At 40.8% G+C, this 24,590-nt stretch carries 23 protein-coding genes; 7 read left to right on the top strand and 16 right to left on the bottom strand.

The genetic code is table 11. The features are described 5' to 3' along the window. Positions 1–2 precede the first annotated feature (2 nt). The 11 genes from nuoK to QZL88_RS06025 all read right to left on the bottom strand — a co-directional run bounded on the left by nuoK (position 3) and on the right by QZL88_RS06025 (position 8,552). Positions 3–326 carry an NADH-quinone oxidoreductase subunit NuoK gene (gene nuoK / locus QZL88_RS06075; RefSeq protein WP_006798591.1) on the bottom strand — a complete coding sequence of 108 codons (324 nt, stop codon included), beginning with the start codon at positions 324–326 and terminating at the stop codon, positions 3–5. 3 nt (positions 327–329) lie between these two features. Continuing rightward, on the bottom strand, positions 330–833 hold the full coding sequence (locus QZL88_RS06070) for an NADH-quinone oxidoreductase subunit J (protein ID WP_296939180.1): 504 nt from the start codon (positions 831–833) through the stop codon (positions 330–332). Between the two features lie 133 nt (positions 834–966). Further along, complete coding sequence (locus tag QZL88_RS06065; protein WP_296939178.1) at positions 967–1,503, bottom strand: NADH-quinone oxidoreductase subunit I; 537 nt, start codon at positions 1,501–1,503, stop codon at positions 967–969. Between the two features lie 16 nt (positions 1,504–1,519). Then, entirely contained in the window at positions 1,520–2,563 is a 1,044-nt protein-coding gene (gene nuoH, locus QZL88_RS06060) for an NADH-quinone oxidoreductase subunit NuoH (RefSeq protein ID WP_296939175.1), read from the bottom strand. A gap of 78 nt (positions 2,564–2,641) precedes the next feature. Continuing rightward, positions 2,642–3,688, bottom strand: coding sequence for a 2Fe-2S iron-sulfur cluster-binding protein (locus QZL88_RS06055; RefSeq protein WP_296939173.1), 1,047 nt, complete (start codon positions 3,686–3,688; stop codon positions 2,642–2,644). An 85-nt stretch (positions 3,689–3,773) separates the two neighbouring features. Then, positions 3,774–5,147, bottom strand: a complete 1,374-nt coding sequence (nuoF, locus tag QZL88_RS06050) for an NADH-quinone oxidoreductase subunit NuoF (protein ID WP_296939171.1) — start codon at positions 5,145–5,147, stop codon at positions 3,774–3,776. Positions 5,148–5,152: 5 nt separating this feature from the next. Continuing rightward, complete coding sequence (locus QZL88_RS06045; protein ID WP_296939170.1) at positions 5,153–5,680, bottom strand: NAD(P)H-dependent oxidoreductase subunit E; 528 nt, start codon at positions 5,678–5,680, stop codon at positions 5,153–5,155. A gap of 89 nt (positions 5,681–5,769) precedes the next feature. Next, a complete protein-coding gene (nuoD, locus tag QZL88_RS06040; RefSeq protein ID WP_296939168.1) occupies positions 5,770–7,005 on the bottom strand; it encodes an NADH dehydrogenase (quinone) subunit D in 1,236 nt (411 codons plus the stop codon). Between the two features lie 14 nt (positions 7,006–7,019). Continuing rightward, positions 7,020–7,553, bottom strand: coding sequence for an NADH-quinone oxidoreductase subunit C (locus QZL88_RS06035; RefSeq protein WP_296939167.1), 534 nt, complete (start codon positions 7,551–7,553; stop codon positions 7,020–7,022). Between the two features lie 9 nt (positions 7,554–7,562). Further along, on the bottom strand, positions 7,563–8,114 hold the full coding sequence (locus QZL88_RS06030; RefSeq protein ID WP_296939165.1) for an NADH-quinone oxidoreductase subunit B: 552 nt from the start codon (positions 8,112–8,114) through the stop codon (positions 7,563–7,565). Positions 8,115–8,219: 105 nt separating this feature from the next. Beyond that, the gene (locus tag QZL88_RS06025; RefSeq protein WP_363927911.1) at positions 8,220–8,552 is read right to left on the bottom strand and encodes an NADH-quinone oxidoreductase subunit A; all 333 of its coding nucleotides are present in this window, start codon (positions 8,550–8,552) and stop codon (positions 8,220–8,222) included. A 653-nt stretch (positions 8,553–9,205) separates the two neighbouring features. Here QZL88_RS06025 and QZL88_RS06020 point away from each other — a divergent pair. From QZL88_RS06020 to QZL88_RS06010, 3 genes are read left to right on the top strand one after another with little or no spacing between them, the layout of a single operon-like run. Next, complete coding sequence (locus QZL88_RS06020) at positions 9,206–10,573, top strand: TonB-dependent receptor plug domain-containing protein (protein WP_296939162.1); 1,368 nt, start codon at positions 9,206–9,208, stop codon at positions 10,571–10,573. 44 nt (positions 10,574–10,617) lie between these two features. After that, positions 10,618–12,417 (top strand): TonB-dependent receptor, encoded by a 1,800-nt coding sequence (locus tag QZL88_RS06015; RefSeq protein ID WP_296939160.1) that lies wholly within the window; start codon positions 10,618–10,620, stop codon positions 12,415–12,417. A 21-nt stretch (positions 12,418–12,438) separates the two neighbouring features. Then, positions 12,439–14,070, top strand: coding sequence for a SusD/RagB family nutrient-binding outer membrane lipoprotein (locus QZL88_RS06010; protein WP_296939159.1), 1,632 nt, complete (start codon positions 12,439–12,441; stop codon positions 14,068–14,070). A gap of 122 nt (positions 14,071–14,192) precedes the next feature. Here the strand turns inward: QZL88_RS06010 and QZL88_RS06005 are convergent, their stop codons facing one another. Further along, positions 14,193–16,235 (bottom strand): copper-translocating P-type ATPase, encoded by a 2,043-nt coding sequence (locus QZL88_RS06005; RefSeq protein WP_296939157.1) that lies wholly within the window; start codon positions 16,233–16,235, stop codon positions 14,193–14,195. Between the two features lie 619 nt (positions 16,236–16,854). On the opposite strand from QZL88_RS06005, the gene QZL88_RS06000 reads away from it, so the two are divergent. From QZL88_RS06000 to QZL88_RS05990, 3 genes are all read left to right on the top strand, one after another. After that, positions 16,855–17,433 carry a DUF177 domain-containing protein gene (locus tag QZL88_RS06000; RefSeq protein ID WP_296939155.1) on the top strand — a complete coding sequence of 193 codons (579 nt, stop codon included), beginning with the start codon at positions 16,855–16,857 and terminating at the stop codon, positions 17,431–17,433. 65 nt (positions 17,434–17,498) lie between these two features. After that, a complete protein-coding gene (rpmF, locus tag QZL88_RS05995; protein ID WP_006798555.1) occupies positions 17,499–17,684 on the top strand; it encodes a 50S ribosomal protein L32 in 186 nt (61 codons plus the stop codon). 70 nt (positions 17,685–17,754) lie between these two features. Beyond that, positions 17,755–18,741, top strand: a complete 987-nt coding sequence (locus QZL88_RS05990; RefSeq protein WP_296945019.1) for a beta-ketoacyl-ACP synthase III — start codon at positions 17,755–17,757, stop codon at positions 18,739–18,741. A gap of 73 nt (positions 18,742–18,814) precedes the next feature. Here QZL88_RS05990 and der read toward each other — a convergent pair whose 3' ends face one another. The 4 genes from der to QZL88_RS05970 all read right to left on the bottom strand — a co-directional run bounded on the left by der (position 18,815) and on the right by QZL88_RS05970 (position 23,587). Then, complete coding sequence (gene der, locus QZL88_RS05985; RefSeq protein WP_296939152.1) at positions 18,815–20,128, bottom strand: ribosome biogenesis GTPase Der; 1,314 nt, start codon at positions 20,126–20,128, stop codon at positions 18,815–18,817. A 116-nt stretch (positions 20,129–20,244) separates the two neighbouring features. Continuing rightward, the gene (locus QZL88_RS05980) at positions 20,245–20,838 is read right to left on the bottom strand and encodes a hypothetical protein (protein ID WP_296939151.1); all 594 of its coding nucleotides are present in this window, start codon (positions 20,836–20,838) and stop codon (positions 20,245–20,247) included. 131 nt (positions 20,839–20,969) lie between these two features. Further along, positions 20,970–22,916 (bottom strand): FISUMP domain-containing protein, encoded by a 1,947-nt coding sequence (locus QZL88_RS05975; protein WP_296939148.1) that lies wholly within the window; start codon positions 22,914–22,916, stop codon positions 20,970–20,972. Between the two features lie 266 nt (positions 22,917–23,182). Then, a complete protein-coding gene (locus tag QZL88_RS05970) occupies positions 23,183–23,587 on the bottom strand; it encodes a hypothetical protein (RefSeq protein WP_296939146.1) in 405 nt (134 codons plus the stop codon). Between the two features lie 540 nt (positions 23,588–24,127). On the opposite strand from QZL88_RS05970, the gene smpB reads away from it, so the two are divergent. Then, positions 24,128–24,580: an SsrA-binding protein gene (gene smpB / locus QZL88_RS05965; protein ID WP_296939145.1), complete on the top strand. Its 453-nt coding sequence runs from the start codon at positions 24,128–24,130 to the stop codon at positions 24,578–24,580. Positions 24,581–24,590 lie beyond the last annotated feature (10 nt).

Here is a 24,590-nt window from a genome sequence, read left to right as displayed (position 1 = left end):
GTTTATCCTTTTAAGTTTTTTAATTCATCAATATCGATAGTGCCTATATTCCTGTAAATGGCTACCAGAATAGCCAGTCCTACGGCAACCTCGGCGGCGGCTACTGCCAGCGAGAAAATTACAAACACCTGTCCGCTGGTATCCTGATGGTAAACCGAAAATACTGCAAGCAACATATTGGCGGCTGCAAGCATCAGTTCTACCGACATCAGCATCACTATCGTACTCCGACGATACAACAACCCTATCGCACCCACTGTAAACAAAAGTATGCAGAGGTAGATGTAATTGTCGATTCCTACTTGTTCTAATATATTATTCAGCATAGCTTAAGCTTTTTTCTCTTTTTTAGAAATTAATACGGCTCCGATCATGGCTGTTATCAACAGTATAGAAGCAAACTCGAACGGAACAAGGTATTCGTCGAGTAGTACCTGTCCGATAATATTTACCGACTGGTAATCCAGCCCTTCAGCCTTATATGTCTCTACCACAGGCGCGGATTTTATCAATGCTGCCAGTAATACAATACCCATCAGGCAGGATGATACAGTGGCTGCTATACGGCTGATCACTTTCTTTTTAGGCTCGTGCTGTTCACTGAGGTTCATCAACATGAGTGTGAAGAGTAGCAATACCATAATCGCCCCGGCATAAACTACAATGTTTATTACTGCCAGAAACAAAGCATTCAGCAACAGAAAATGTCCTGAGATGGAAAAGAAACAGATAATCATATACACAGCACTGTGGATAGGGTTTTTTGATATTACAGTCAAAATACCTGTGCCGAGTGTAATGGCTGCCAGAATGTAAAAAATTACAGATATCATATATTATTAGTTAAAGCCCCTCCCGACCTCCCCAGAGGGAGGAGTGGTAAAACCACGATGGAGAGCGTTATATTATTATATTTTCTCGTCATTTCATTATTTCATTCTAAGTCCCCCTTGGGGGATTAGGGGGCTAATCGTATTTCCGGGCTTTACCATCTTCTACCGAAATCACCAGTTTATCCTTGCCATAGATAAATGCTTCTCTTTCCAGTTTCGGTTTTACCAAAAGTTTTGATTTGGTCAGGAAAATCGCTTCTTTAGGACAAGCGTCTTCGCACAGTCCGCAGAATATACATCGCAGCATATTAATTTCGTATGTGGCGGCATATTTTTCCTCCCTATAAAGATGTTCTTCGCCCCTCTTTCGTTCGGCTGCTACCATTGTAATAGCTTCTGCCGGACAAGCCAGGGCACATAGACCACAGGCAGTACAACGTTCGCGTCCCTGATCGTCGCGCATCAGTACATGCTGGCCGCGATATACAGGACTGAACTCACGTTGCTGCTCGGGATACTGGATTGTATTTTTCTTTTTGAAGAAATGCTTTATCGTAATCCACATCCCTTGCACAATAGCAGGCAAATAAATGCTCTCGATAAAAGTCATTTTTTTATCGGTAACTTCTACTTTCTTGCCTGATAACGATATATCTTTTATTGATGACATCTCAAATCCTTATTTTTTATTTAAAAATCAGAATAGCTATTCCTACAAGGAAGATATTCACGATAGCTAGCGGGAACAACATTTTCCATCCCAGTTTCATCAGTTGGTCGTAACGGAATCTCGGTATTGTCCAGCGTACCCACATATAGAAGAAGATGAAGAATAGCGTTTTAGCCATTAGGGCTAACACTCCAAATCCGCTTGCCCAATTTATACCCCAGTTTTCCCTTACCCAGTCGATTCCCGGATAATTATATCCTCCGAAGAAAAGAACGGATATGAAAGCCGAAGAAAAGAACATACTTGCATATTCCGAGAACATGAAAAATCCCATCCCCAAAGATGAATATTCGGTATGGTGACCGTTTACCAGCTCCGATTCACACTCGGCTAGGTCGAACGGTGTCCGGTTGCATTCTGCAAAAGAACATACGAGGAAAATGATGAAAGTAAGAGGTTGAAAAATAACGTTCCATTGCATTCCGTTCCAACCGCCTTGTTGTGCTGTAATCTCTACAAGGCTGAGCGAACCTGTCATCATCACCAGTGCAATAATGGAAAGTCCCATTGCTATCTCATAGGAAATCATTTGCGCACCTGCACGGATACTACCCATCAGTGAGTATTTGTTGTTTGATGCCCAGCCGCCGATTACTACTCCATAAACACTGGTGGATAATACAGCAACGATGTAAAGTACAGCTACATTCACATCACCGATGTAACCCATCACTTCGCCATAGCCCGGTATGTCAAACTTTTCAGCCCAGGGGATTACGGCAACACCCAGCAGGGATACAGACATAGCAATAGCCGGAGCTACAACAAAAAGTATCTTATTGGGCGTGTTGGGCATAAACTCTTCTTTCGAGAAAAGTTTAGCGCCGTCGCAAATAGGTTGCAATAGCCCAAATGGACCCGCACGGTTAGGCCCGTAACGGTCTTGCAGGAATCCGGCGACTTTACGTTCGGCATATGTGGAGTACAAGGCAACCAGCATTGTAACGGCAAATACCAGAACAATAAAAATCAATTTTTCTAAAATAAATGCAACTTCCATAAATTCAGTTATCAGTCATCAGTTAACAGCTATCATGATGTGAATTCATCATTCATAACTTATAACTCATCATTTATATCATTCTTCTTTTGTTTTCTCTATAGCTTCTTTTTCCTTTTCATCGTAAGGTGAACCGGCCATACTTATTTTCTTCCGGTCTTCATCCCTGCCTTCGAGTACAAGCTCTTCGGTTTCAATTTTTACCTTTTTCAGATGAGTGGTATAGTTATTGACATTGATTACAGATGGCTTCTCAAACTTACGAGGGCCTTCCACAATCCAGTCTTCTACATTCTTATGTTCGAAACGGCATTCGTTGCAGATGAAATCTTCTACCTCATGCCATTCATCCTTGCGTGCAGTAACACGTTGAACCGTATCCCCGAACATCCATAATGTGACTTTACCCGAACATTTGGTGCAATGACGATGCGCGTTGAACGGTTTGTTGAACCATACACGCGATTTGAAGCGGAATGTTTTATCAGTCAGTGCCCCTACAGGACATACGTCGATTACATTTCCCGAAAAGTCATTGTCTATTGCCCGCTCGATGTAAGTGGATATCTCTGCATGGTCGCCACGTCCGACTACACCATGAACACGTTCAGGTGTCAGCTGGTCGGCCAGTTTTACGCAGCGGTAGCACAGGATACAGCGATTCATGTGCAATTGTATATAAGGACCGATATTCTCGGGTTCGAAAGTGCGTTTTTCCTCTATGTAGCGCGATTTAAAGTTCCCGTTGCCATATGCAAGGTTTTGCAAATCACATTCTCCGGCCTGGTCGCAAACAGGGCAGTCGAGCGGATGGTTGATTAACAGAAACTCGGTAACAGCCTGGCGGGCTTCCAATGCACGCGGCGAGTCGGCACTTAATACTTCCATTCCATCCTGTACGGCTGTGACGCACGATGGCTGAAGTTTTGGCATAGGGCGGGGGTCTCTCTCACTACCCTTGCTTATTTCTACCAAGCAACAGCGACATTTACCACCGCAATCTTTGAGTTTGGAGTAATAACACATAGTAGGAGGAACGCTGGCTCCGCCAATCATGCGTGCAGCTTGCAGAACGGTAGTTCCTGCTTCGACCTCTATAGTATGTCCATCTATTGTAACTTTCATTTTCTTAGCTGTTAGCCTTTAGCTTATAGCTATTAGCATTTTTAGAATAATATAAATATATAATGATAATCCGTTTTGCTAATAGCTAAAGGCTACTGGCTAACGGCTTCAATAAATGTCTGACTTTTTCCATCGGTTCATTTACAAAGTGGTTCCTGTCCTTAATCTTTTCAGGGAAACGGACATGATATTCGAATTCTTCACGGAAGTGACGTATGGCAGCAGCCACAGGCCACGAGGCGGCATCACCCAGCGGGCATATTGTGTTTCCTTCTATCTTGCTTTGTATACTCCACAGAAGGTCTATATCTTCTTCGCGGCCGAAACCGGTTTCGATGCGGTGAAGTATTTTATCCATCCATCCTGTTCCTTCGCGGCAAGGAGAACACTGTCCGCAGCTTTCGTGATGGAAAAAACGGGAGAAATTCCAGGTATTGCGAACAATACAGGCTGTATCGTTATATACAATAAATCCTCCTGAACCTAATGATGACCCTGTTACAAATCCACCGTCGGAAAGAGACTCATAAGATAAGAGACGGTCTTCTCCGTTTGCTGTTTTGAATATATATTGAGGAGGCAGGATCGGTACGGAACATCCGCCCGGTATAACAGCTTTGAGAGGACGTTCGTCCAGCATACCCCCGCAATATTCATCCGAATTAAAAAATTCATCAACGGACATGCCCAATTCTATTTCGTATACTCCCGGATTTTTGATATGTCCCGAAGCTGACATTAGTTTAGTACCTGTCGATCTGCCGACTCCGATTTTTGCATATTCTTCACCGCCATTATTTATTATCCATGAAACGGTAGAGATGGATTCTACGTTATTTACTACAGTAGGTTCATTCCAAAGTCCGCTTACAGCAGGGAATGGCGGTTTGATGCGTGGATTTCCCCGTTTACCTTCGAGGGATTCTATCAGTGCGGTTTCTTCTCCGCAGATATAAGCTCCTGCACCACAGTGTACATAAAGGTCGAGGTCATATCCTGTACCTAATATATTTTTACCCAGCCAACCGTTGGCATAGGCTTCTTTTATTGCTTTTTCCAATATCTTGAATATCCACATGTATTCTCCGCGGATATAGATATAAGAGAGATTTGCTTCCAGAGCATAGCTGGAAACGATAGCACCTTCGATAAGTAAATGAGGAATGTGGTGCATCAGGAAACGGTCTTTGAATGTACCCGGTTCCGATTCGTCGGCGTTTACTACCAGATGGCGTGGCTTTCCCGACTTCTTGTCGATGAAGCTCCACTTCATACCCATAGGGAAACCGGCTCCTCCACGACCACGCATGCCTGAAGTTTTCACTTGTTCAACGACTTCGTCGGGAGTCATTGTTTTCAGCGCTTTTTCTACAGATGCATAACCGCCGTTCTTGCGATAAACCTCGTATTCCTGTATTCCGGGAATATCTAATTTTTCAAATAATATCTTTTTAGCCATCGCAATTAATATAGGTTTACTTTTCCTTCTTTACAATCTTCTATGAGCTTATCTATCTTTTCCTTAGTGAGGTTTTCGTGATAGTTGTCTCCCAATTGAAGCATGGGGCCATAGCCACACGCACCGAGACACTCTACGCCCACAACACTAAACATACCGTCGGGAGTGATTTCACCCTGCTTAACACCGAGTTTTTGACATGTGTATTCTGCCAGGTCTTCGCCACCGCGTAATCCGCAGCAAGCGGTACGGCAGAATTCAAACATATATTTTGCTATAGGCTTCTGGTTAAACATTGAATAGAATGTCACAACTTCGTACACCTCGATAGGAGTTATTTCTAATATTTCGGCTACCTTATCCATGAGTTCGAGGCTCAGCCAATTGTCGTGAGCATCTTGAACTGCGTGAAGAACAGGTAGTAACGCCGATTTTTTCTTGTCGGCAGGATAATGGCTCAACAATTCATTTATGCGTGCCATCAATTCTTCCGACATGTTTATTATTTGTTTGTAATCTCTTACTTGTTCCATTGTTTTTAGCTGTTAGCTGTTAGCCTTTAGCTATTAGCTTTTTTATATTATTATATTCAATTGGCACATTTTCATATTGGTATATTAGATTATGCATCTAATTCTCCGGCAATAACGTTTATACTTGAAAGGGTTGCCACGGCATCCGAAAACAGCCCTCCTTTTATCATTTCAGGGAATGCCTGATAATAAATAAAGCACGGCCTGCGGAAATGAACCCTATATGGTACACGCGAACCGTCTGTAACCATATATACACCCAATTCTCCGTTTGCACCTTCTACCGAGTGGTATACTTCGGTTACCGGAACGGGAACTTCACCCATTACAATCTTAAAGTGCTGTATCAGTGCTTCCATCTCTGTATATACTTCTTCTTTCGGTGGAAGGTAATAATCAGGAACATCTGCATGGTATGATCCTTCAGGCATATTGTCACGTGCCTGACGAATGATTTTCAGACTTTCTTTTATTTCGGCAGCACGTACACACCAGCGGTCGTAAGTGTCGCCCGATTCTCCGACAGGAACGGTAAAGTCGAAATCCTCGTATGAACTGTAAGGTTTTGCCACACGTACATCATAGTCGATACCGGTAGCACGGAGATTAGGGCCTGTAAAGCCGTAATTCATTGCTTTCTCTGCTGAGATTGCACCAACTCCGACGATACGGTCCATAAATATACGGTTGCGAACAAAAAGAGCTTCGAGTTGTCCCCATGCTTTAGGGAATCCTTCGAGGAATTCATCCAGTTTGCGCCATGCAGCCTCACTCCAGTCACGCTCAAAACCTCCGATACGCCCCATATTAGTGGTTAGGCGGGCTCCACAGATTTCTTCATAGATTTCATATGCGAGCTCACGATATTTCATTACGTATAGGAAGGGGGTATATGCACCCAGATCGACACCTAATATAGAATTACAGATAAGGTGGTCTGTGATACGTGCTAACTCCATTACGATTACACGCATATATTGCGCACGCTTTGGAACTTCTACGCCCAACGCTTTTTCTACAGTCATCCACCATGCCATGTTGTTGATGGGGGAGGAACAATAATTAAGACGGTCGGTAAGTGTTGTGATCTGATAGAACGTTCTGCGTTCGGCAATTTTTTCAAAAGCACGATGAATGTATCCGATCGTAGTATCTGCATCCAGAATACGTTCACCATCCATCAGCAGTATATTCTGGAATACACCATGGGTAGATGGGTGAGTAGGGCCGAAGTTTAATATATTCAACTCTCTTCCGTCATCGAACTTCTGTTCTCTTACTATTTTCGCAAAGCGATGTTCGGGATTTATTAGTTGGTCTGACATTTCCTTACTTTGCTTTATTTATTTGGTTCATAGTTGTTAGGCGTTCTTCCGAAGAAACGGTCGTCTTTGTCTGTACGGCCCGAATCTTCGAGAGGAAACTCTTTGCGCATAGGGAAAGAGACCATGCCTTCATCGTTCAATATACGCTTCAGGTTAGGGTGTCCTTTGAAGATAATGCCGTAAAAGTCATAGGTTTCGCGTTCCATCCAGTTGGCAGTTGCAAAAACTTCCACCAGAGTATCTATTTCCGGTTTGTCTCCGTTCAGGTACGTCTTTATTCTTACCCTAACATTATCTATCCAATTGTGTAGTAAATATACTACAGCAAATTGCGCACTTTTATCATTGTCGGGATAATGTACACCGCAAAGGTCAGTCATGAAGTTAAAACGTAGCGTTTCATCCTCTTTCATAAAACGGATCACGTCTTTAATGACAGCAGGTGTAGCCTCGAATACAAAAATATCGTGTTCCATTCTGAAGTTAAGAACTTCTGACCCGAACTTTTCACTTATCTTACTTTCAATAACTGTAGTTTCAAGTGCCATTATGCCTATTTATTCAAATTTATATGATTCAAGTAATTCTTCGTATCTGTCCGAACCTCTGCGATGGATAGATTCGTGTTTTACGAGTTCCTGCAATTGCATCACTCCATCGAGTATCTGTTCCGGGCGGGGAGGGCATCCGGGCACATATACATCTACCGGAATAACCTTATCTATACCCTGCAATACGGAGTAGGTATCAAATATGCCACCTGATGAAGCGCATGCCCCTACGGCGATGACCCATTTAGGTTCGGCCATTTGTTCGTATACGTGACGGAGAATAGGAGCCATTTTTTTTGATATGGTTCCCATAACGAGTAACATGTCGGCCTGACGGGGAGAAAAACTGTTTCGTTCTGCGCCGAAACGTCCCATATCATAGGTTGAAGCCATTGTAGCCATGAATTCGATGCCGCAGCATGATGTGGCAAATGGTAAAGGCCATAGTGAATTGGCGCGTGCCAGTCCTATGACATAATCGAATTTTGTAGCAAAAAATCCATGCCCTGTGTATCCATCAGGAGCTGGTACTACATTTATATTAGAAGACTTGCTCATATTTCTTTTATATTAAAATCTTAAAACCTTATTAACCCTCTCTTTTGTGATAACAATGATAGCGGGTAATGGTTCTGGATTATAACTTTATATATCTTCTTTTAGTTATTTTTCCCACTCTAAAGCTTTACGCTTCACGATGTATAGGTAACCTACAAGTAATAATGCAATAAATCCGCCCATTTTCAATAATCCATCCCATCCGATAGCCTTGAAGTTTACCGCCCAAGGGTACATGAATACGATTTCTATATCGAACAGAACGAAGAGTATCGCAACCAGAAAATACTTAATAGGGAAAGGCGAACGTGCATTGCCTATGGGATCGAGACCGCATTCGAAATTTGCCTGCTTTCGCGCATTTTTGCGTTTCGGACCTAACATATTTGATGCAAGTACTGTGGCAAAGACAAATACGACAGAAAAAGCTATCTGCATCAATATGGGTAAAAAATCATATAGATTTGAACTCATAATTTCCTTTTTAACATACTTTGTTTTACAGGACACAAATATACTTTTTTTATTTGTCAAAAAAGAATAAAATGACTCATATATTTTATTGATATTGTTATTTAAATGCGCACTGAGACAAAAATATAGCATTTTGTTCAGTGTAGATTGCAAATTGCCTTTAAAGGTGTTTTGGATAGTGTGTTTTATAGAATTTAATTATATACATATGGATGTTATAGATAAATATTATATACTGCGTGTCTTGTTTGAGTTGAAAGATGTCTTTTGGTGTTGTTGATTTTTCTTTTTTGTATTATATATTGTGTTTATTGGTTTATAAATATATTTATCAAATGTTAATTAAGATTTGAGGAGATTTTTTTTCTAATTTTCGCCTCTATTTGTCTTTTGTTTAAATATGTTTAATAACACATTTTCACAAATTAACTCTGTTTAAAATTGACTATTTTATGTTTATATATCTTTAAATCAATTATTTATATTGTTTATCTTACTGTGTTAAGTTTTTGGGTTACTAAAGTGTTAATTAACAATTTGTGCTGTGTTTCTATTATTTTCTCTTATACATTTGCATATACAAAACAAATGTGCTGAACCCTTAAATAAAAAAAACTATGATGTGTAAAATTAAAAGAAAAAGGATTAATCCTTTTGGACGTAATGTCCATGCTTTCATTTATCTTCTTACATTTTTCATGATGCTGAGTGGTGCTGCTTACTCGCAAACAGGAAGTAAGATTGCAGTAAAAGGTGTAGTTACTGACGCCACCGGAGAACCGTTGGCTGGAGCAACAGTGTCAGAGAAAGGTACGACAAATGGAACAATGACTGGTATTGATGGTGACTTTTCTTTATCGGTTGCTTCTGATGGGATATTAACTGCAACTTATGTCGGATTTAATTCGAAAGAGGTTGCTGTTAATGGACAAACAACAATCAATATCTCGCTTACTGAAGATTCCAAGGTACTTGATGAGGTCGTAGTGACAGCTTTAGGTATTAAACGTGACCGGAAATCTCTGGGCTATGCATTGTCTGAGGTAAAAGGAGATCAACTGACAGAAACGAGAGATGCTAATATTGCAAACTCATTGACTGGTAAGGTTGCCGGGTTGCAAGTGAAGTCGGCAGCTTCAGGTGCAGGTGGTTCGAGCCGTATTGTTCTTCGTGGAAACAGTTCTATTGATGGTAATAATCAACCATTGGTAGTTGTGGATGGTGTGCCAATCGATGCTGGAACAGGTGCAGATAATGATAATATCTGGGGTGAAGGAGTATATGACCGAGGTTCAGGTATGTCAGATATCTCTCCTGATGATATTGCTAGTATTTCTATATTGAAAGGTCCTGCAGCGGCAGCGTTATATGGGTCTAGGGCCGGTAATGGGGTAATTATGATTACGACCAAGACAGGAAAAGAGTCGAAAGGCTTTAGCGCTTCTTATAGTACAAACCTTACATTTGAGTCTCCAATGATGTATCCTAACTTCCAGAACAAATACGGGCAGGGGGTAAATGGAGAATATGCAACAAGCAATGCAGCTAATAGCTGGGGTTATGAAATGGATGGTAAAGAGGTTGTTGATTATGTGGGTCGGAAGGTTAAGTATGCTCCCGGAGCTGATATGAAAGATTTTCTACGTACAGGTACTTCTTGGACTAATAGTGTGGAGGTATCCAGCTCTTCGGATAAAAATAGTATCAGATTTGCAGTTACTGACTTGAGAAATAAAGGCATTGTCCCTAATAATGATTTCAGTAGAACCTCTGCTACGTTAAGAGCTACGGCACAACTTACAAATAAATTGTCAGTGGATGTGAAAGGTAGCTTTATTAAACAGAATACTGATAATATGGTGAAGTTGGGAGCTAGTCCGGATAATATTTTCTATCAATTCTTGCTGATGCCTCGTTCTGTGCAACTTAGTGATTTCGATCTGGGAGATAAAGGCTATGTGTCTAGTTATAAAACAGAGTCATAGGATATGCATTTCCTTATGGTACTAAAACGGCTACAGGTATAGATATGACAGGTAGAACTGTAAGTTATGCAGATCCAACTGCAGGTAATGTGGCTAATCCGTACTGGTCGACTTATATGAATACGACAAACGACAGAAAAACACGGTTTATAGGTTTGGCTTCCCTTAAATATGAATTTGCCGAATGGTTGAATATACAAGGACGCTATGGTATCGATTATACCAATTCTCAACTGAAAGATATTCAGGCAACAGGCGCTCCAACATGGTATTTAGAAAAAGGTGGTAATATATCGACAAGCAAAAATGACAGTTATGAAATGAATGCAGACGTACTGCTTACTTTCAATAAGCAATTAACTGATAAGTTAGGGCTTGTAGCTACTGCCGGAGGTAATATAATGTATAATAGAAGCGACGGTATTTGGTCTTCTGCTAATGGTCTGAAAATTGAACATTTCTACAGCCTTTCAAACGGTTTGAGACCACTTGCTTCCAATACTCTTTATCGCAAACAGATAAACTCTGTTTATGGTACAGCTTCATTTGCATGGGATAATATGCTATATCTGGATATGAGCGCTCGTAACGACTGGTCTTCATCATTAAACTCTGATAACCGTTCTTATTTTTATCCGTCTATAGGAGCCAGTTGGTTGGTGACAGAAACGTTGCATAAAGCAAATATCAATACAGGCCCTATCAATTATGGAAAAATCAGACTGTCTTGGGCTCAGGTAGGTAATGATACATCTCCTTACAGACTGTATAACTATAGAAACATTCAGGTTGCTGAAGATGGTACATTGTTAGGAAATAAAGATCAGGTAGAAGCTTTTTACAATCTGAAGAATGAAACAGTTAACTCTTGGGAAGTTGGTCTCGAAATGAGAGCATTTGACAATAGATTAGGTTTAGATTTTGCTTTCTATAATAAGGAAACTAAAGATCAGATATTGAGAATGAATACTCCTCCTGAAATTGCAGGCTATAGTTATAAATTTGTTAATGCTGGTAATGTGAGAAATAGAGGGGTTGAAGTATTACTTACAGGAACTCCGGTAGCAACCAAAGATTTTACCTGGGATGTTGCATTAAACTGGTCTAAGAATAGCAATAAAATATTGGAACTTGGAGAAGGAATTACAACACAAATCTTGAGTGATGCTTCTTATCAAGGTCAGATTATTGTTGTTGCAGAAGAAGGTGGTTCTTTCGGTGACATGAAGGGCAGAAAATATATGAGAGATGATAATGGAAATCTTATACTCGATGAGGATGGGCTTCCAACCTTTAATAGCAATTTTGAAAAAGTAGGAAATTATAATCCTGATTGGATGGGTGGACTCACAAATACACTTAGGTATAAAGACTTTACATTGTCATTCCAAATAGATATGCGCTATGGAGGTGATGTGTATATGGGATCGTACAGAAGTGGTGCTTCTGCAGGAACGTTAGACTTTACTGAAGCTAATCGTGCAGATGGTAGCTTAGAGGTACATGGAGTAAACCAAGACGGCAATGCTGTAGTTGGAAAGACCAACGCTCAACGTTATTGGGGACGATTAGCAACAGGTACTGAACCTTGGATATATGATGCTACAAATATCAGATTGCGTGAATTAAGTATCGGATATAGCATCCCAAGAAAAGTATTAGCTAAGACGCCTATCAAAGGAGCAAAGATAAGCTTTGTTGGCCGTAATCTATGGATGATTTACAGTAAGACAGATGGATTCGATCCTGAAGCCGGATTCTCTACCGGAAATGCTCAGGGTATCGAAACTGGTTCTATGCCTACTTTACGCTCTTTAGGATTTAATGTAAATCTTACATTCTAACCAACTAATTTAAATAAAAATATGAAAGCAAAACATATAATACTATCATTGCTGGGTGCTATGTCTATAGGCTTTGCATGTACAGATCTTGATAACCTGAATGAAGACCCGAACAGGGTGAAAGACTCAGACTACGATTTTTCGATGGCAGACCTCGGTGCTGCACTCCGGTATGGTAGCAATTTAGACTATATTCTCACAAGTGGAGATAAAGCCGGAGGAGGGGACCTTTTCGACCGTGTTAAGAATAATTTGTGGGAAACCTGGAGTCAGTATTTTGTTGTCTGGGGAGGGAATCCCGGAAATAACCTGATCGAACCTTATTGGACTGCCAATTATGGAACATGGATGGCTTTACTTAATGGCGTTATCAGAGATGCCGATAAAAATGTAGGCCGGGAAAATTCAAAAGCTGTAGCGCTTATTTGGCGGGCTTATATGCTGTCTACTTTTACAGATTTTTTTGGACCTGTACCATTCTCATCTGACCCCGCTGCTGTAAGCCCGGACTATATGGCTGTTGACGGATTGTATAAACAGTTTTTTGCTGATCTGGAAGAAGCTGTAGAGTTATTCGATCCTGCAAAGAACATGATTAGTGAAGATGATTTTATCTTTGGTGGTGATATGCTTAAATGGAAGAAGTTTGCCAATTCTCTAAGATTCAATCTAGCTCTGAAAGTTACAGAGATAGATCCTGAGTTAGCAAAGACTCAGATGAAAGCCGCCCTTGTTGCAGATGGAGGTTTGCTACAGAGTGACGCTGACGATGTGCTGGGCCGTTGGTATGACTCATGGGGAAATGGACCTGCATATGGCATGATAGGTTGGAATAATTTTGTGATGACTACTACGATGGAGAAAATAGTAACAGGCATAGGTGGTATGAAGTACGATGGAACGGCTACAAATAAGCATCCTGAATATGTAGATCCTCGAGCTGTAATGTGGTTTGACCCGAGTCCTGTAGACGATAAGAATCCGGCAATTTCTTCTAACTTTCAGGGTACAAATGTATCAGCAACAGTAAATAATAATGCGGCTTGTGCAAGAATAAGTCAGAGAATTAAGGATGACAACAGAAGGCCTTTAGATCAATTGACTTATATTCAAACATGCTTTATGCTTGCCGAGGCCGTGGAAAGAAGCTTTGTATCTTCAGCTGAAGCCGGAGGTACAGCAGAATCCTGGTATACAAAAGGGGTAACAGCATCATTCAAACGTTGGGGAATTGAAAATAAAGCAGCAGATTATCTTACCTCTACAATGCGAAATACATGGGGTACCTCTGCCAAATATGGAGATAATACCTCTGCTGCCGGCAATACCAATCTTGAGAAAATTGTAACACAACGTTATCTGGGGCTTTTCACGGACCTTTCCAATCAGATGTGGAATGACAAACGCCGACTGAATCTTCCGGCAATGGATATAGCTCAGGTCCGGGATGATGGGTATGGTAACTGGCCGAAAGATGGAGATATATACAACCCTATAAATTATTATCAACGTAGTATATACCCTCAAACTCAGAGTATAAATAATAAGCCTAAATATGATGATGGTGTAAGTAAATTGGGAGGACCGGATAAAGTAACGACACCTCTCTGGTGGGCATCTAAAAAATCTAACTATTGCACATCTGCAAAATAAGTAAGGTTTCACACTTTGCAACTACTATTTCAGGACCGCTCGAAAGGGCGGTCTTGTTTTTTATGGGTCAATATGTCAAAGAACTCTTTTCCGCTGTTCTGTTTATAAGTGTATCGGACCTTTTATATTGGTTTTCTTCTCAATAGGAGGCTATTGCAGATAACACTCACCGAGCTTAATACCATAACAATCCCTGCAAACAGGGGGTCTAATAGAAAACCGTTTACAGGAAATAGTATTCCTGCCGCAACCGGTATCCCGATAGCATTGAAGATAAAGGCCCAAAACAGATTCTGGTGTATCGTTTTCGTTGTTACTTTAGACAGATTTATCGTCTGTATCAGTTTATTCAGATTGGATGAGGTGACTGTAACCTGTGCCACTTCCATCGCTATGTCGCTGCCTTTGCCCATAGCTACACTTACGTCAGCCATTGCCAAAGCACCTACATCGTTGATGCCATCTCCGGTCATGGCCACCGTTTCACCTTGTATCTTCAGGTCTCTTACAAAGGCTGCTTTGCCTGCCGGTAAAGCTCCGGCCATAACGTTATCCGTATCTATCCCCACTTTTTTGGCAGTCATATCGGCTGAGCGTTTGCTGTCTCCCGTGAGCATATACAGCTTCAATCGTGCCAGCCTCATTTTTTCAATAGCATTCATGGACGTTTCTTTTACCGCGTCGGTTATAGCTATAATAGCTAATAAGGAACTCTCATTTGCAAAGAGGACAATTGTATTCGATTTTTCGGTTTCCTGTTCTATCCAATCTTTCTCTTTATCCGAAATCTTTATATTGTATTCTCCCATGAGTTTAGATGTCCCCACATAATATTTATTGGCCGCGGTTTCTCCCATCAGTCCGCGTCCCGATAAAGAAGATACTGTCATCTCGGGTTTTGTCCGCATGTCGTCTCTTATATAGTTTTTTACAGCATCGGCAAGCGGGTGTTCCGAATATGATTCAATACCATATAATATCCCCTTCAGTTCAGGCGTAGCTTCTGTCAGCCATTTCATATCTGTAACTCGGAATATGCCTTCGGTTATTGTTCCTGTTTTGTCCAGAACAACTGCCGTTAGTTCCTTGGCGTTTTCGAGGGCTTCATCTCCTTTTATCAGGATGCCGTTAGCCGCGCCATTATCTATTCCTGCCATAATCGCGGTCGGAGTTGCAAGCCCCAATGCACATGGGCAGGCCATTATCAACACGGCAATCATCGACGAAAGTCCCTGTGTAAAGCCACCCTCGGGAGACAGTAGCAACCATGTCAAAAATGTAAGGATGGCAACAATCCCTACAATGGGAATGAATATAGATGAAACCCTATCCACCGCTTTTGTAACCGGGAGACGGCTGTTCTCTCCCTCTTGTACCATTTTTACGATTTGGCCGATCAGGGTATTTTTGCCTACCTTATATGCTTCGAAGTAAAAGCTGTTGGCCTCATTGATTGTTCCTGCATACACCTTTTTTCCTTCACATTTCTCCACGGGCATTGCTTCCCCGCTTATCATACTTTCGTTAATAAAAGAGCTGCCCTGGGTGATTTTCCCGTCTACGGCAATTCTTTCACCCGGTTTTACAAATATTTTGTCTCCTATACAGATGTCTTTTATCGCGGTCTTTACCAGTTGGCCGTCTTTGACTATTGTAGCTGTACTTGGTTGTAATCCTATCAGTTGTTTGATAGCGATGGTAGTATTCCTTTTTGCCTTATACTCCAGATACCTACCCAGTAGTACAAATGCAACGATCACCGCTGATACTTCGAAATATACATGTGCCTGTAGTCCTTTAGCTGCCCAGAAAGAAGGATAAAAAGTATTGAACACACTTACAATATAGGCTGTGCCAGTACTCAGCGCCACCAATGTATCTACATTAGTTGTGAAGTGACGGATTTGTATCCATGCTTTAATGAAGAATTGTTTTCCAAAGAGGACGACTACCGGAGTAGCCAGTGCCCACATGATATAATTGGCATAATTTATTTTATTAAAGAATATAGCTATAATCAATATAGGGATACAGAGTAACATTGCGTAAACGCAATTTTTTCTTATTCCCGACAGATTATGGTTGTATATATCTACGATATCTTCACCCTCTATTATTTTCTCGATGTCCGATGTGCTAAGAATATTTTCAGGATCGTTTGTCATGATTCTTAAATTTGAGATTCATATAAATCAACATCTTAAAGTTAGATAAAGTTTGGAGTCTGACTCCTAATGCTGTTACTAATATTAGTAGTCTGTGCTTGGTAATTCAAAAAAAGTAACAAAAGTAACAGATATATCAGTTAACAGTCAACAGTATTTCACACATAGCTAAAGCGTAAAAGGTAACAAAGGTTACACATATTTCAGCTTTTAGCTGATAGCTATTAGTCGCTAGCTTAAGTTATCGCATAAGTAACTTTACGGTAAACAGAAATACAGTTCTTTCAACTTAGTACTTAAAACTCATTACTTGTTAAAAAGTAACAAAGGTTACACTTTTTCTACTTATTACTTTTTACCCTCATTGTAAGTTTCCCTTGGGGGATTGAAGGGGCCATCAATCTTTCAAAGAGCGCTCAGGTATAAGCTACAGCTTTTTCTGTATAGATAAATGAATTTCATATTTACAATTTATTCTGGTCACACTCATTTCGAAATACAAAATCAAAGGAAGAAAAGCCTGATAAAGCCAATTTCTGAAAACTTGAATTATTTATTCTTTAATTCAAAAAAAACTTTGTACCTTTGCGCCGTTCTTTTTTGAGTTATATATACAGACGTGGGAAAGTTTAGCTTATATAATATACCTCTCAGAGGTTTGTCGGAAGGAAAGCATGAGTTCAAGTACGACTTGGATAAAAGCTTTTTCGCTCTGATTGACGACGGTACAGCCGACGTTAAAAAAGGAGATTTGAAAGTTGTGGTATCTTTGAAGAAGACATCCGTTACTTTCGAATTGAATTTTGATATAACCGGAACAGTCCATGTTCCATGCGACAGATGTCTGGATGATATATCGATGGATGTCGATACAAAGAACAAACTGATCGTCAAATTCGGAAAAGAGTACTCAGAAGAGAGCGACGAGATAGTCATTATACCCGAAGAAGACGGCGAAATTAATATTGCATGGTTTTTATATGAGTTTATTATATTGAGCCTGCCTGCAAAAAAAGTACATCCTCCGGGTACATGCAATAAAGCGATGTCTTCTAAGTTAAATAAACATAGGGCCAAGAGTACGGATGATGATTCGGACGACGATTCCGATGATGATATATCACTGGACGAAGATGATTCATCATTTACCGATTCCCGTTGGGATGGTCTTAAAGACGTCCCTGTAGACGAAGATTGAATACTATAATAGAAAATTGATTTTTCTAATTCAGATAAATAAAAATAACTAAATAAAACAAGAAAATGGCACATCCGAAGCGAAAACAGTCGAAATCAAGAACGGCTAAAAGAAGAACTCACGACAAAGCAGTAGCCCCTACATTGGCTGTATGTTCTAATTGTGGTTCTTGGCATGTATTCCACACAGTTTGTCCTGAGTGCGGATACTACAGAGGCAAATTAGCTATAGAAAAAGGAGCTGCAGTTTAATTTATATTTTACTAAAACTCCAAGCCCTGCATAGGGCATTTTTTTTATTAAGTACTCACAAAACCAGAAAATAATAATGATTCGAGCCGCAATTACCGGTATTGGCGCATATATCCCCAAGGATATTCTGACCAATGAAGAATTAGCGAAAATAGTTGATACTACCGACGAATGGATCATGTCGCGTGTAGGCATCAAAGAACGTCATGTATTAGACAAAGGTCTCGGCACTTCTGTAATGGGAGCCGAAGCAGTGAAGGAGTTGTTGCAAAAAACAAATACGAAGCCGGAGGAAGTTGAGGTTGTAATTTTTGCCACCACTACTCCCGACTTTATATTTCCGTCTACGGCAGCAATGACAGCCGAAGCTTGTGGTATAAAAAATGCTTTAGGCTTTGATATACAAGCTGCATGTTCAGGTTTTATCTATGCACTGGAAATCGGATCTAATTTCATACGCTCAGGACAATACAAAAAAGTAGTGGTAGTTGCCGGAGATAAAATGACCGCAATAACTAACTACAAAGACCGCACTACCTGTCCTCTGTTTGGTGATGCCGCAGGAGCTGTAATGTTGGAGCCTACTACTGAAGAAGTCGGTATAATCGATTCCTCGTTACATATCGACGGTGTGGGTATACCACATCTGCATATGCGTGGAGGAGGTTCGGTTTATCCCGCTTCACACGAAACTGTGGATAATGATATGCACTATGTATATCAGGAAGGTCAGGTTGTATTCAAGCATGCAGTATCACGGATGGCAGATGCTTCTGTAGAAATAATGGAGCGCAATAATTTGTCGAAAGAAGACGTGGCGTGGCTTGTTCCGCATCAGGCAAATATCCGTATCATCGAAGCTGTAGGTAACCGTATGGGTTTGTCGGCTGATAAGGTGATGGTGAATATACAGAAATATGGCAACACTAGTTCGGGGACTATCCCTGTGTGCCTGTATGAATGGGAATCGAAACTGAAAAAAGGAGATAATATCATCCTTGCAGCATTCGGTGCCGGATTCACATGGGGTGCTTTATATCTGAAATGGGCATATTGATAGAAAATCATAATATTAAAAAAGGACAACCTGATGGGTTGTCCTTTTTTTGTGCTTAAAGATATCTGATTTTCTATTTCTCCCTGATAATAACATTGATAGGTGTACCAGACAAGTCCCAGTTGTCTCGTATACGGTTCTCCAGAAATCGTTTGTAAGGGTCTTTGATCCATTGTGGCAGATTACAGAAGAATACAAACGTAGGGACCTGTGTGTTAGGCAACTGTGTGATATATTTTATTTTAATATATTTTCCTTTGTTCGATGGCGGTGGAGTGTGCTCTATGATAGGAAGTAATACCTCATTCAGTTTGTGAGTAGGTATCTTTGTCTTTCTGCGGACAAATACTTCTTTAGCTGTTTCCAATACTTTTAGCACCCTTTGCTTAGTTACGGCTGAAGCAAAAATTATAGGGAAGTCGGTAAAAGGCGCCAGGCGTTCGCGTATGGCATGCTCGAACGTTTTGATAACGATCTGTTCCTTGTTTTCTACTAAGTCCCATTTGTTTACGCAGACAACGAGTCCCTTGCGGTTTTTCTGAATCAGCGAGAATATATTCAAATCCTGACTTTCTATACCTTGTGTGGCATCGAGCATCAGCACGCATACATCGGAGTTTTCTATCGCTTTAATAGAGCGAATAACCGAATAGTATTCGAGGTCTTCCGTCACTTTTCCTTTTTTGCGTATACCTGCCGTATCTACAAGGTAGAAATCCATATTGAAGCGGTCGAACCGGGTATATATAGAGTCGCGGGTAGTTCCCGCTATATTGGTTACAATATTCCGTTCCTCGTCCATCAGAGCATTTACAAAAGAAGATTTTCCTGCATTCGGACGTCCGACAATAGCTATGCGCGGAATGTCTTCGAGGTGTTCTTCCTCACTTTTCTTTGTAAACTTGGTGATGATCAAATCCAGCAAATCGCCTGTTCCACCTCCGTTGATAGCTGAAATGTTTACCGGATCACCTAATCCCAAAGCATAGAACTCTGCCGATTGGTGATGCAGGTTAAAATTATCAGCCTTGTTGGATACCAATATGATAGGCTTCTTGGAGCGGCGAAGCATATTGCCTACGCTCGAATCCAGATCGGTGAGCCCGTTCATTACATCCACTAGGAAAAGGATGACATCTGCTTCCTCTATCGCTATGGATACTTGTTTGTTTATCTCGCTTTCGAATACGTCATCCGAGTTCACAACCCAACCTCCGGTATCTACCAGAGAGAATTCCTGGCCGCCCCATTCCGTTTTTCCGTACTGGCGGTCGCGGGTTGTTCCTGAAGTTTCGTCTACAATAGCTTGCCGGCTTTCGGTCAAACGATTGAATAATGTTGATTTACCCACATTGGGGCGACCGACTATAGCTACTAAATTTCCCATAATATACTTGTACTCTTTAAATTTTGCTGCAAAGGTACGTATTTTTATCGGAATCTGAGATAAATAAAAAACGGCTTGTAAAATACAAACCGTTAAAAAATATTCTTCAGATTCTGTTATTTAAATATATATTTGGCGTTGAGCCACACGATGGTATCTTCTGTATTGGTCATAGCAGCTGTTCCGGAGAATCCCGCCAGCCGGGCCACTATGTCCGCTGTGAGAGGGAAATCATGATATGAGGTCGTATCATTCCCTGTCTTAGGGCTTATATAGCGGGCATAACCTTTTGTCCTGTATAAGCTATCCATACTTCCCAAAGCTATAAACAGATCTTTATTACCATCTTTCAGAACGAAAAGAGAATCGTTTTTGAAATGATAAGTTGATACTATTTTATAATATCCCATCGAATCGACATATGTTACTTTGTCTTCGTTAAAGTAGACACTCATCTCTTTAAACAGGTTGGCATTGTACGCAGAGTTCATCTTCCTTGTATAAAAGGCGTTTCTCGCACTATCGATCCTGCCCATTGTATCCAGCGCATATGCGATCGGCTTTGCGCCTCCTGTTGCACCGATATACGCTTGAAAGTCACTAATGTCGTTTGTTCCCGTCCATCTTTTTATAGGACTTATTCCATCATCACTTCCACAAGCAGCGAAAGCAATCATTACGGGGAGTATTAAAAATAAAAGCTTTTTCATTTCTTTACTTCTTTTCGGATGTAAAGATAAATAAAAAATTGCCTTATCAGCTTATAACTCTCAAATTGCCTATAGGTATATGTCTAAGTTTCTCTTATTATTTGTTCTCGAACTTTCTGGAACTCTTACTATTATTCATCTTTTTTGCAACGGACGGAGAAGTGCCCACTACGGCTTTGTCCGCCATCAGCCACTACGCTTTCGTCGAAAATGATATCCAATATACGATAATATGCAACTTCTCCATTACTGCTGGGCCAGCCGCTACTCGCTGTCCAGTAGTAGCCATAATTGCCATAGTCATAGGTTTGCCAGTTTGCATAACCTGTAAAGAGATAATTAAAGCCACCTTCGAGTATACCGAACGACTTACCTGTGCCAGCAACGACCTCACATGCATCTTTAGCTGTGTAACCGGTACTAATCCCGACGTTGTTGGTAGAGTATTTTCTTGGATTAGCCTCCAGTTCAGTAAGTAAATTACTCCATTCTAAGTTGGTAGGCAGATGCCATCCCGAAGGGCAGATACCCTGATGAGGGCCATGAACAGTATTTATTTGTTCGCCTTTGCTGCTGTTTTGGTTGCCTGTAGCGGCAGACCAATTGTAGAGAAGCCCCAGGCGTTGACGAGTATTGTAGAGAGATGCATCGGACGGATCGGTATTTCCCTCTATGTTTGGATATCCCCAGTAAGCAGTTTTGTGAGGAAGTGTGGTCACATTGTAGCTGTTAGTTAAAGCAGGCGCAGCTGTCCACTCTCCGGTTTCACCTGTACGAGGCGTATAATATTTGTTCGACAGATTGGTACTCATCCAGCGCTCTGTACCAAATATAGTAGAGAAAAAAATACTTTGTTTAGGGTCGTCAGGGGCAAGGTCGGGGCGTGTATAGTGCCAGCGAACCTTATTTTTGTTTAGCGTGGTGTTGCCGTCACTGTCTGGTTCATCTACACCGTCTATCAGACCGTATATCTGTTCCCACAGATCTACATACTCTCTCAGTGTAAGGTCGTGTTCTCCGCTACATTGGCTAATCGTATACAATACATCGCCGAAGCGTTTAGGTGTCTGTGTGTCCGAAAATGTAAGAAAACTATAACGATGAAGATTGGCTCCAGTGCTTACGTCGAAACTTTGGATTACATCCGGTGCAGCAGCATTGTTCTCTTCTTCGCTCCCTAGAATGCTGCCTTCTACAGGACTTGTATTACTGATAGCTGAATTACTGGCAGGCGAAACTGAAAGCTTCCATTTGGCATTACTGGTTATATTAAGCTTCTGATTAGTAGCAGGTGCAGCGTATAATTTCATACCTGGTGTTGTAGTGCCATTCACGAGTAGAGCTTTGTTTGTTTGATTTATGATAAACGTTTTAGAATCGGCACATACACTGGACTCGAAATTTACTGTTGCTTCACGGCTGGCAAATAAGTTAGCAGATATGACAGCATCAGGTATTTTGGGTACTATCAAAGTCATTGTTTGTGGAGAGGTGGTAGACAATGAACCACTGGCTGGAGTGAGGCTGGTAGGAATGAGCGTTGCTCCCGGTTCATAGCTCCATGTGGGAGGGGTTGTTCCGCTTCCCGATGGTGTCCAGCTAATATCGAAAGTATAGCCTGGATTGAGTGTACGTAAATCATGCCCACTAGGTAAAAAAAGTTTGTCTGTCGGAAGATTTATTCCAGATGCATTACCTTCTAATAAGGGTTGCCATTGTTGGCCATCCCACACATATATACCGGCTCCGTTAAAACTGCATTTATCTATATGATAAACCGATAGCCCCGTATGTATGGCATCCTGTGTATCCTTGTCATAATCATCTCCGTTTTTTGTGTAGTTTGCTCCGCTAACCGCATCGAACATCGGAAATAGTTTATCCCTGTCGGTAAGTTTGACTCTTGGCATAAGTAACCCTTTCAGAGCGGTAACATCATTTGTTGATACCTCCTCTTTCAGATCGAGCAGTGCCCCCGGATTGGGGTCATTTTCGCTGCCTATGGTTACCTGTGCGGCAACAAAGGAAGGAATTGTCATGCATAAGCACATGAGGCCATAAGTTAAAATTTTTCTCATAGGTTTTATAATTTTGTATGTTTGTTTTGAGGTAAACTTGAAAAGCCATGCCTTCTCCCTGCCCATGAAAAATTCTGCAGCCCGTTTTCTCAAACAATCCGTCAGATAGTGAAGACAAATAATACATATATGGCAGGAAAAAAGGCACAGCAATACCCTCAGTAATCTTTTTTGGATAAAAATTACAGGATTTTTGTTTTTTTCGGATTTTATTCTTACCTGATGCGTAGATGCGTGTAGTGCATGTGTGCGCTTTCGGAGTCTGGTTAGTTTTGGTTTATGCTCTCTCTCTCTCTCTCTCTCTCTCTCTCTCTCTCTCTCTCTCTCTCTCTCTCTCTCTCTCTCTCTCTCTCTCTCTCTCTCTCTCTCTCTCTCTCTCTCTCTCTCTCTCTCTCTCTCTCTCTCTCTCTCTCTCTCTCTCTCTCTCTCTCTCTCTCTCTCTCTCTCTCTCTCTCTCTCTCTCTCTCTCTCTCTCTCTCTCTCTCTCTCTCTCTCTCTCTCTCTCTCTCTCTCTCTCTCTCTCTCTCTCTCTCTCTCTCTCTCTCTCTCTCTCTCTCTCTCTCTCTCTCTCTCTCTCTCTCTCTCTCTCTCTCTAGTAAAATAATGCTAACTCCCAAATGTTCAGGAGAAAAAATGTGTTGGTGTGTTGCATTATTTTGAATGTGAAGCATGATTGTTTTGTTTGTCTGTCCGGAGAGCGCACATAAGTCTCCCCCCTTTATAGCATAGTTGAACTATAATTCTATTCTTGTCCTTCTTATCTTTATTTCTACTTTTATCTTTTATATTGACAAAGGAAATTGATACCTGTCAAAGATTTGTACACAAATAGTAGGATGTTTTGGTAAAAATCGTATATATGGTCTGAAATATACGTTATATTGTGAATAAGAAAGAGGTGTGTCGGAGTTTATTGTGAAAATTGATCTTATTCGTCTTTGTATTGTTCTGTAAATGCTAAGATGTGAAACTTTTCTTTTTTGCTTACAATCTTTTTTCATATGTTTTATAGGCTAATAATTATTCCGGAGAACTTAATGCATACCCGAATGAATATAATAGCCTAATATTTACTATTTTTGTAGGTTCTAATAAGAAATAAATAAAGGAAAGTATCTGATGTGGCACTATTTTACGGTAACCGACTATTGCTGCTACGGATATAAAACTAATAAACAGGTCTGTGACCTTATGTTATCAGAGCGAAAAGTATGAATCAACCGAACATAAATATAAAGAACAAACGGGCAAGTTTCGATTATGAGTTTATCGAAACATATACTGCCGGGATTGTGCTTACCGGAACAGAGATAAAGTCGATACGCTTAGGGAAGGCCAGTCTGGTGGATACTTTCTGCATATTCGAGAAAAACGAATTGTGGGTGCGCAATATGTATATTGCCGAATATTTCTATGGTTCTTATAATAACCACTCGGCACGCCGCGACCGCAAATTGCTTCTGAACAAGAAAGAATTGAAGAAGATGCAGCGCCTTGTGAAAGAGACCGGCTACACCATTGTTCCTACCCGTGTCTTCCTTAACGACAGAGGGCTTGCAAAGATAAATATAGCTGTTGCAAGAGGTAAAAAGCAATATGATAAACGTCAGAGCCTACGTGAAAAAGATGATAAACGGGCTATGGACAGGGCGATGAAACAATAATATATCAAAG

This window comes from uncultured Dysgonomonas sp. (assembly GCF_900079725.1).
Classification (GTDB): Bacteria; Bacteroidota; Bacteroidia; order Bacteroidales; family Dysgonomonadaceae; genus Dysgonomonas.
This window is presented reverse-complemented; position numbering and strand designations above follow the sequence as displayed.

What these genes read in the sequence shown, in the direction of transcription:
- nuoF (WP_296939171.1), bottom strand. Translation starts at nt 5,147, where the DNA reads ATGGCTAAAAAGATATTATTTGAAAAATTAGATATTCCCGGAATACAG.
- QZL88_RS06045 (WP_296939170.1), bottom strand. Translation starts at nt 5,680, where the DNA reads ATGGAACAAGTAAGAGATTACAAACAAATAATAAACATGTCGGAAGAA.
- QZL88_RS05970 (WP_296939146.1), bottom strand. Translation starts at nt 23,587, where the DNA reads ATGCTTCACATTCAAAATAATGCAACACACCAACACATTTTTTCTCCT.
- QZL88_RS06035 (WP_296939167.1), bottom strand. Translation starts at nt 7,553, where the DNA reads ATGGCACTTGAAACTACAGTTATTGAAAGTAAGATAAGTGAAAAGTTC.
- QZL88_RS06005 (WP_296939157.1), bottom strand. Translation starts at nt 16,235, where the DNA reads ATGACAAACGATCCTGAAAATATTCTTAGCACATCGGACATCGAGAAA.
- QZL88_RS06020 (WP_296939162.1), top strand. Translation starts at nt 9,206, where the DNA reads ATGATGTGTAAAATTAAAAGAAAAAGGATTAATCCTTTTGGACGTAAT.
- QZL88_RS06030 (WP_296939165.1), bottom strand. Translation starts at nt 8,114, where the DNA reads ATGAGCAAGTCTTCTAATATAAATGTAGTACCAGCTCCTGATGGATAC.
- nuoH (WP_296939175.1), bottom strand. Translation starts at nt 2,563, where the DNA reads ATGGAAGTTGCATTTATTTTAGAAAAATTGATTTTTATTGTTCTGGTA.
- QZL88_RS05975 (WP_296939148.1), bottom strand. Translation starts at nt 22,916, where the DNA reads ATGAGAAAAATTTTAACTTATGGCCTCATGTGCTTATGCATGACAATT.
- nuoD (WP_296939168.1), bottom strand. Translation starts at nt 7,005, where the DNA reads ATGTCAGACCAACTAATAAATCCCGAACATCGCTTTGCGAAAATAGTA.
- QZL88_RS06025 (WP_363927911.1), bottom strand. Translation starts at nt 8,552, where the DNA reads ATGCAGATAGCTTTTTCTGTCGTATTTGTCTTTGCCACAGTACTTGCA.
- der (WP_296939152.1), bottom strand. Translation starts at nt 20,128, where the DNA reads ATGGGAAATTTAGTAGCTATAGTCGGTCGCCCCAATGTGGGTAAATCA.
- smpB (WP_296939145.1), top strand. Translation starts at nt 24,128, where the DNA reads ATGAATCAACCGAACATAAATATAAAGAACAAACGGGCAAGTTTCGAT.
- QZL88_RS06010 (WP_296939159.1), top strand. Translation starts at nt 12,439, where the DNA reads ATGAAAGCAAAACATATAATACTATCATTGCTGGGTGCTATGTCTATA.
- QZL88_RS05980 (WP_296939151.1), bottom strand. Translation starts at nt 20,838, where the DNA reads ATGAAAAAGCTTTTATTTTTAATACTCCCCGTAATGATTGCTTTCGCT.
- rpmF (WP_006798555.1), top strand. Translation starts at nt 17,499, where the DNA reads ATGGCACATCCGAAGCGAAAACAGTCGAAATCAAGAACGGCTAAAAGA.
- QZL88_RS06065 (WP_296939178.1), bottom strand. Translation starts at nt 1,503, where the DNA reads ATGTCATCAATAAAAGATATATCGTTATCAGGCAAGAAAGTAGAAGTT.
- nuoK (WP_006798591.1), bottom strand. Translation starts at nt 326, where the DNA reads ATGCTGAATAATATATTAGAACAAGTAGGAATCGACAATTACATCTAC.
- QZL88_RS06070 (WP_296939180.1), bottom strand. Translation starts at nt 833, where the DNA reads ATGATATCTGTAATTTTTTACATTCTGGCAGCCATTACACTCGGCACA.
- QZL88_RS06015 (WP_296939160.1), top strand. Translation starts at nt 10,618, where the DNA reads ATGACAGGTAGAACTGTAAGTTATGCAGATCCAACTGCAGGTAATGTG.
- QZL88_RS06055 (WP_296939173.1), bottom strand. Translation starts at nt 3,688, where the DNA reads ATGAAAGTTACAATAGATGGACATACTATAGAGGTCGAAGCAGGAACT.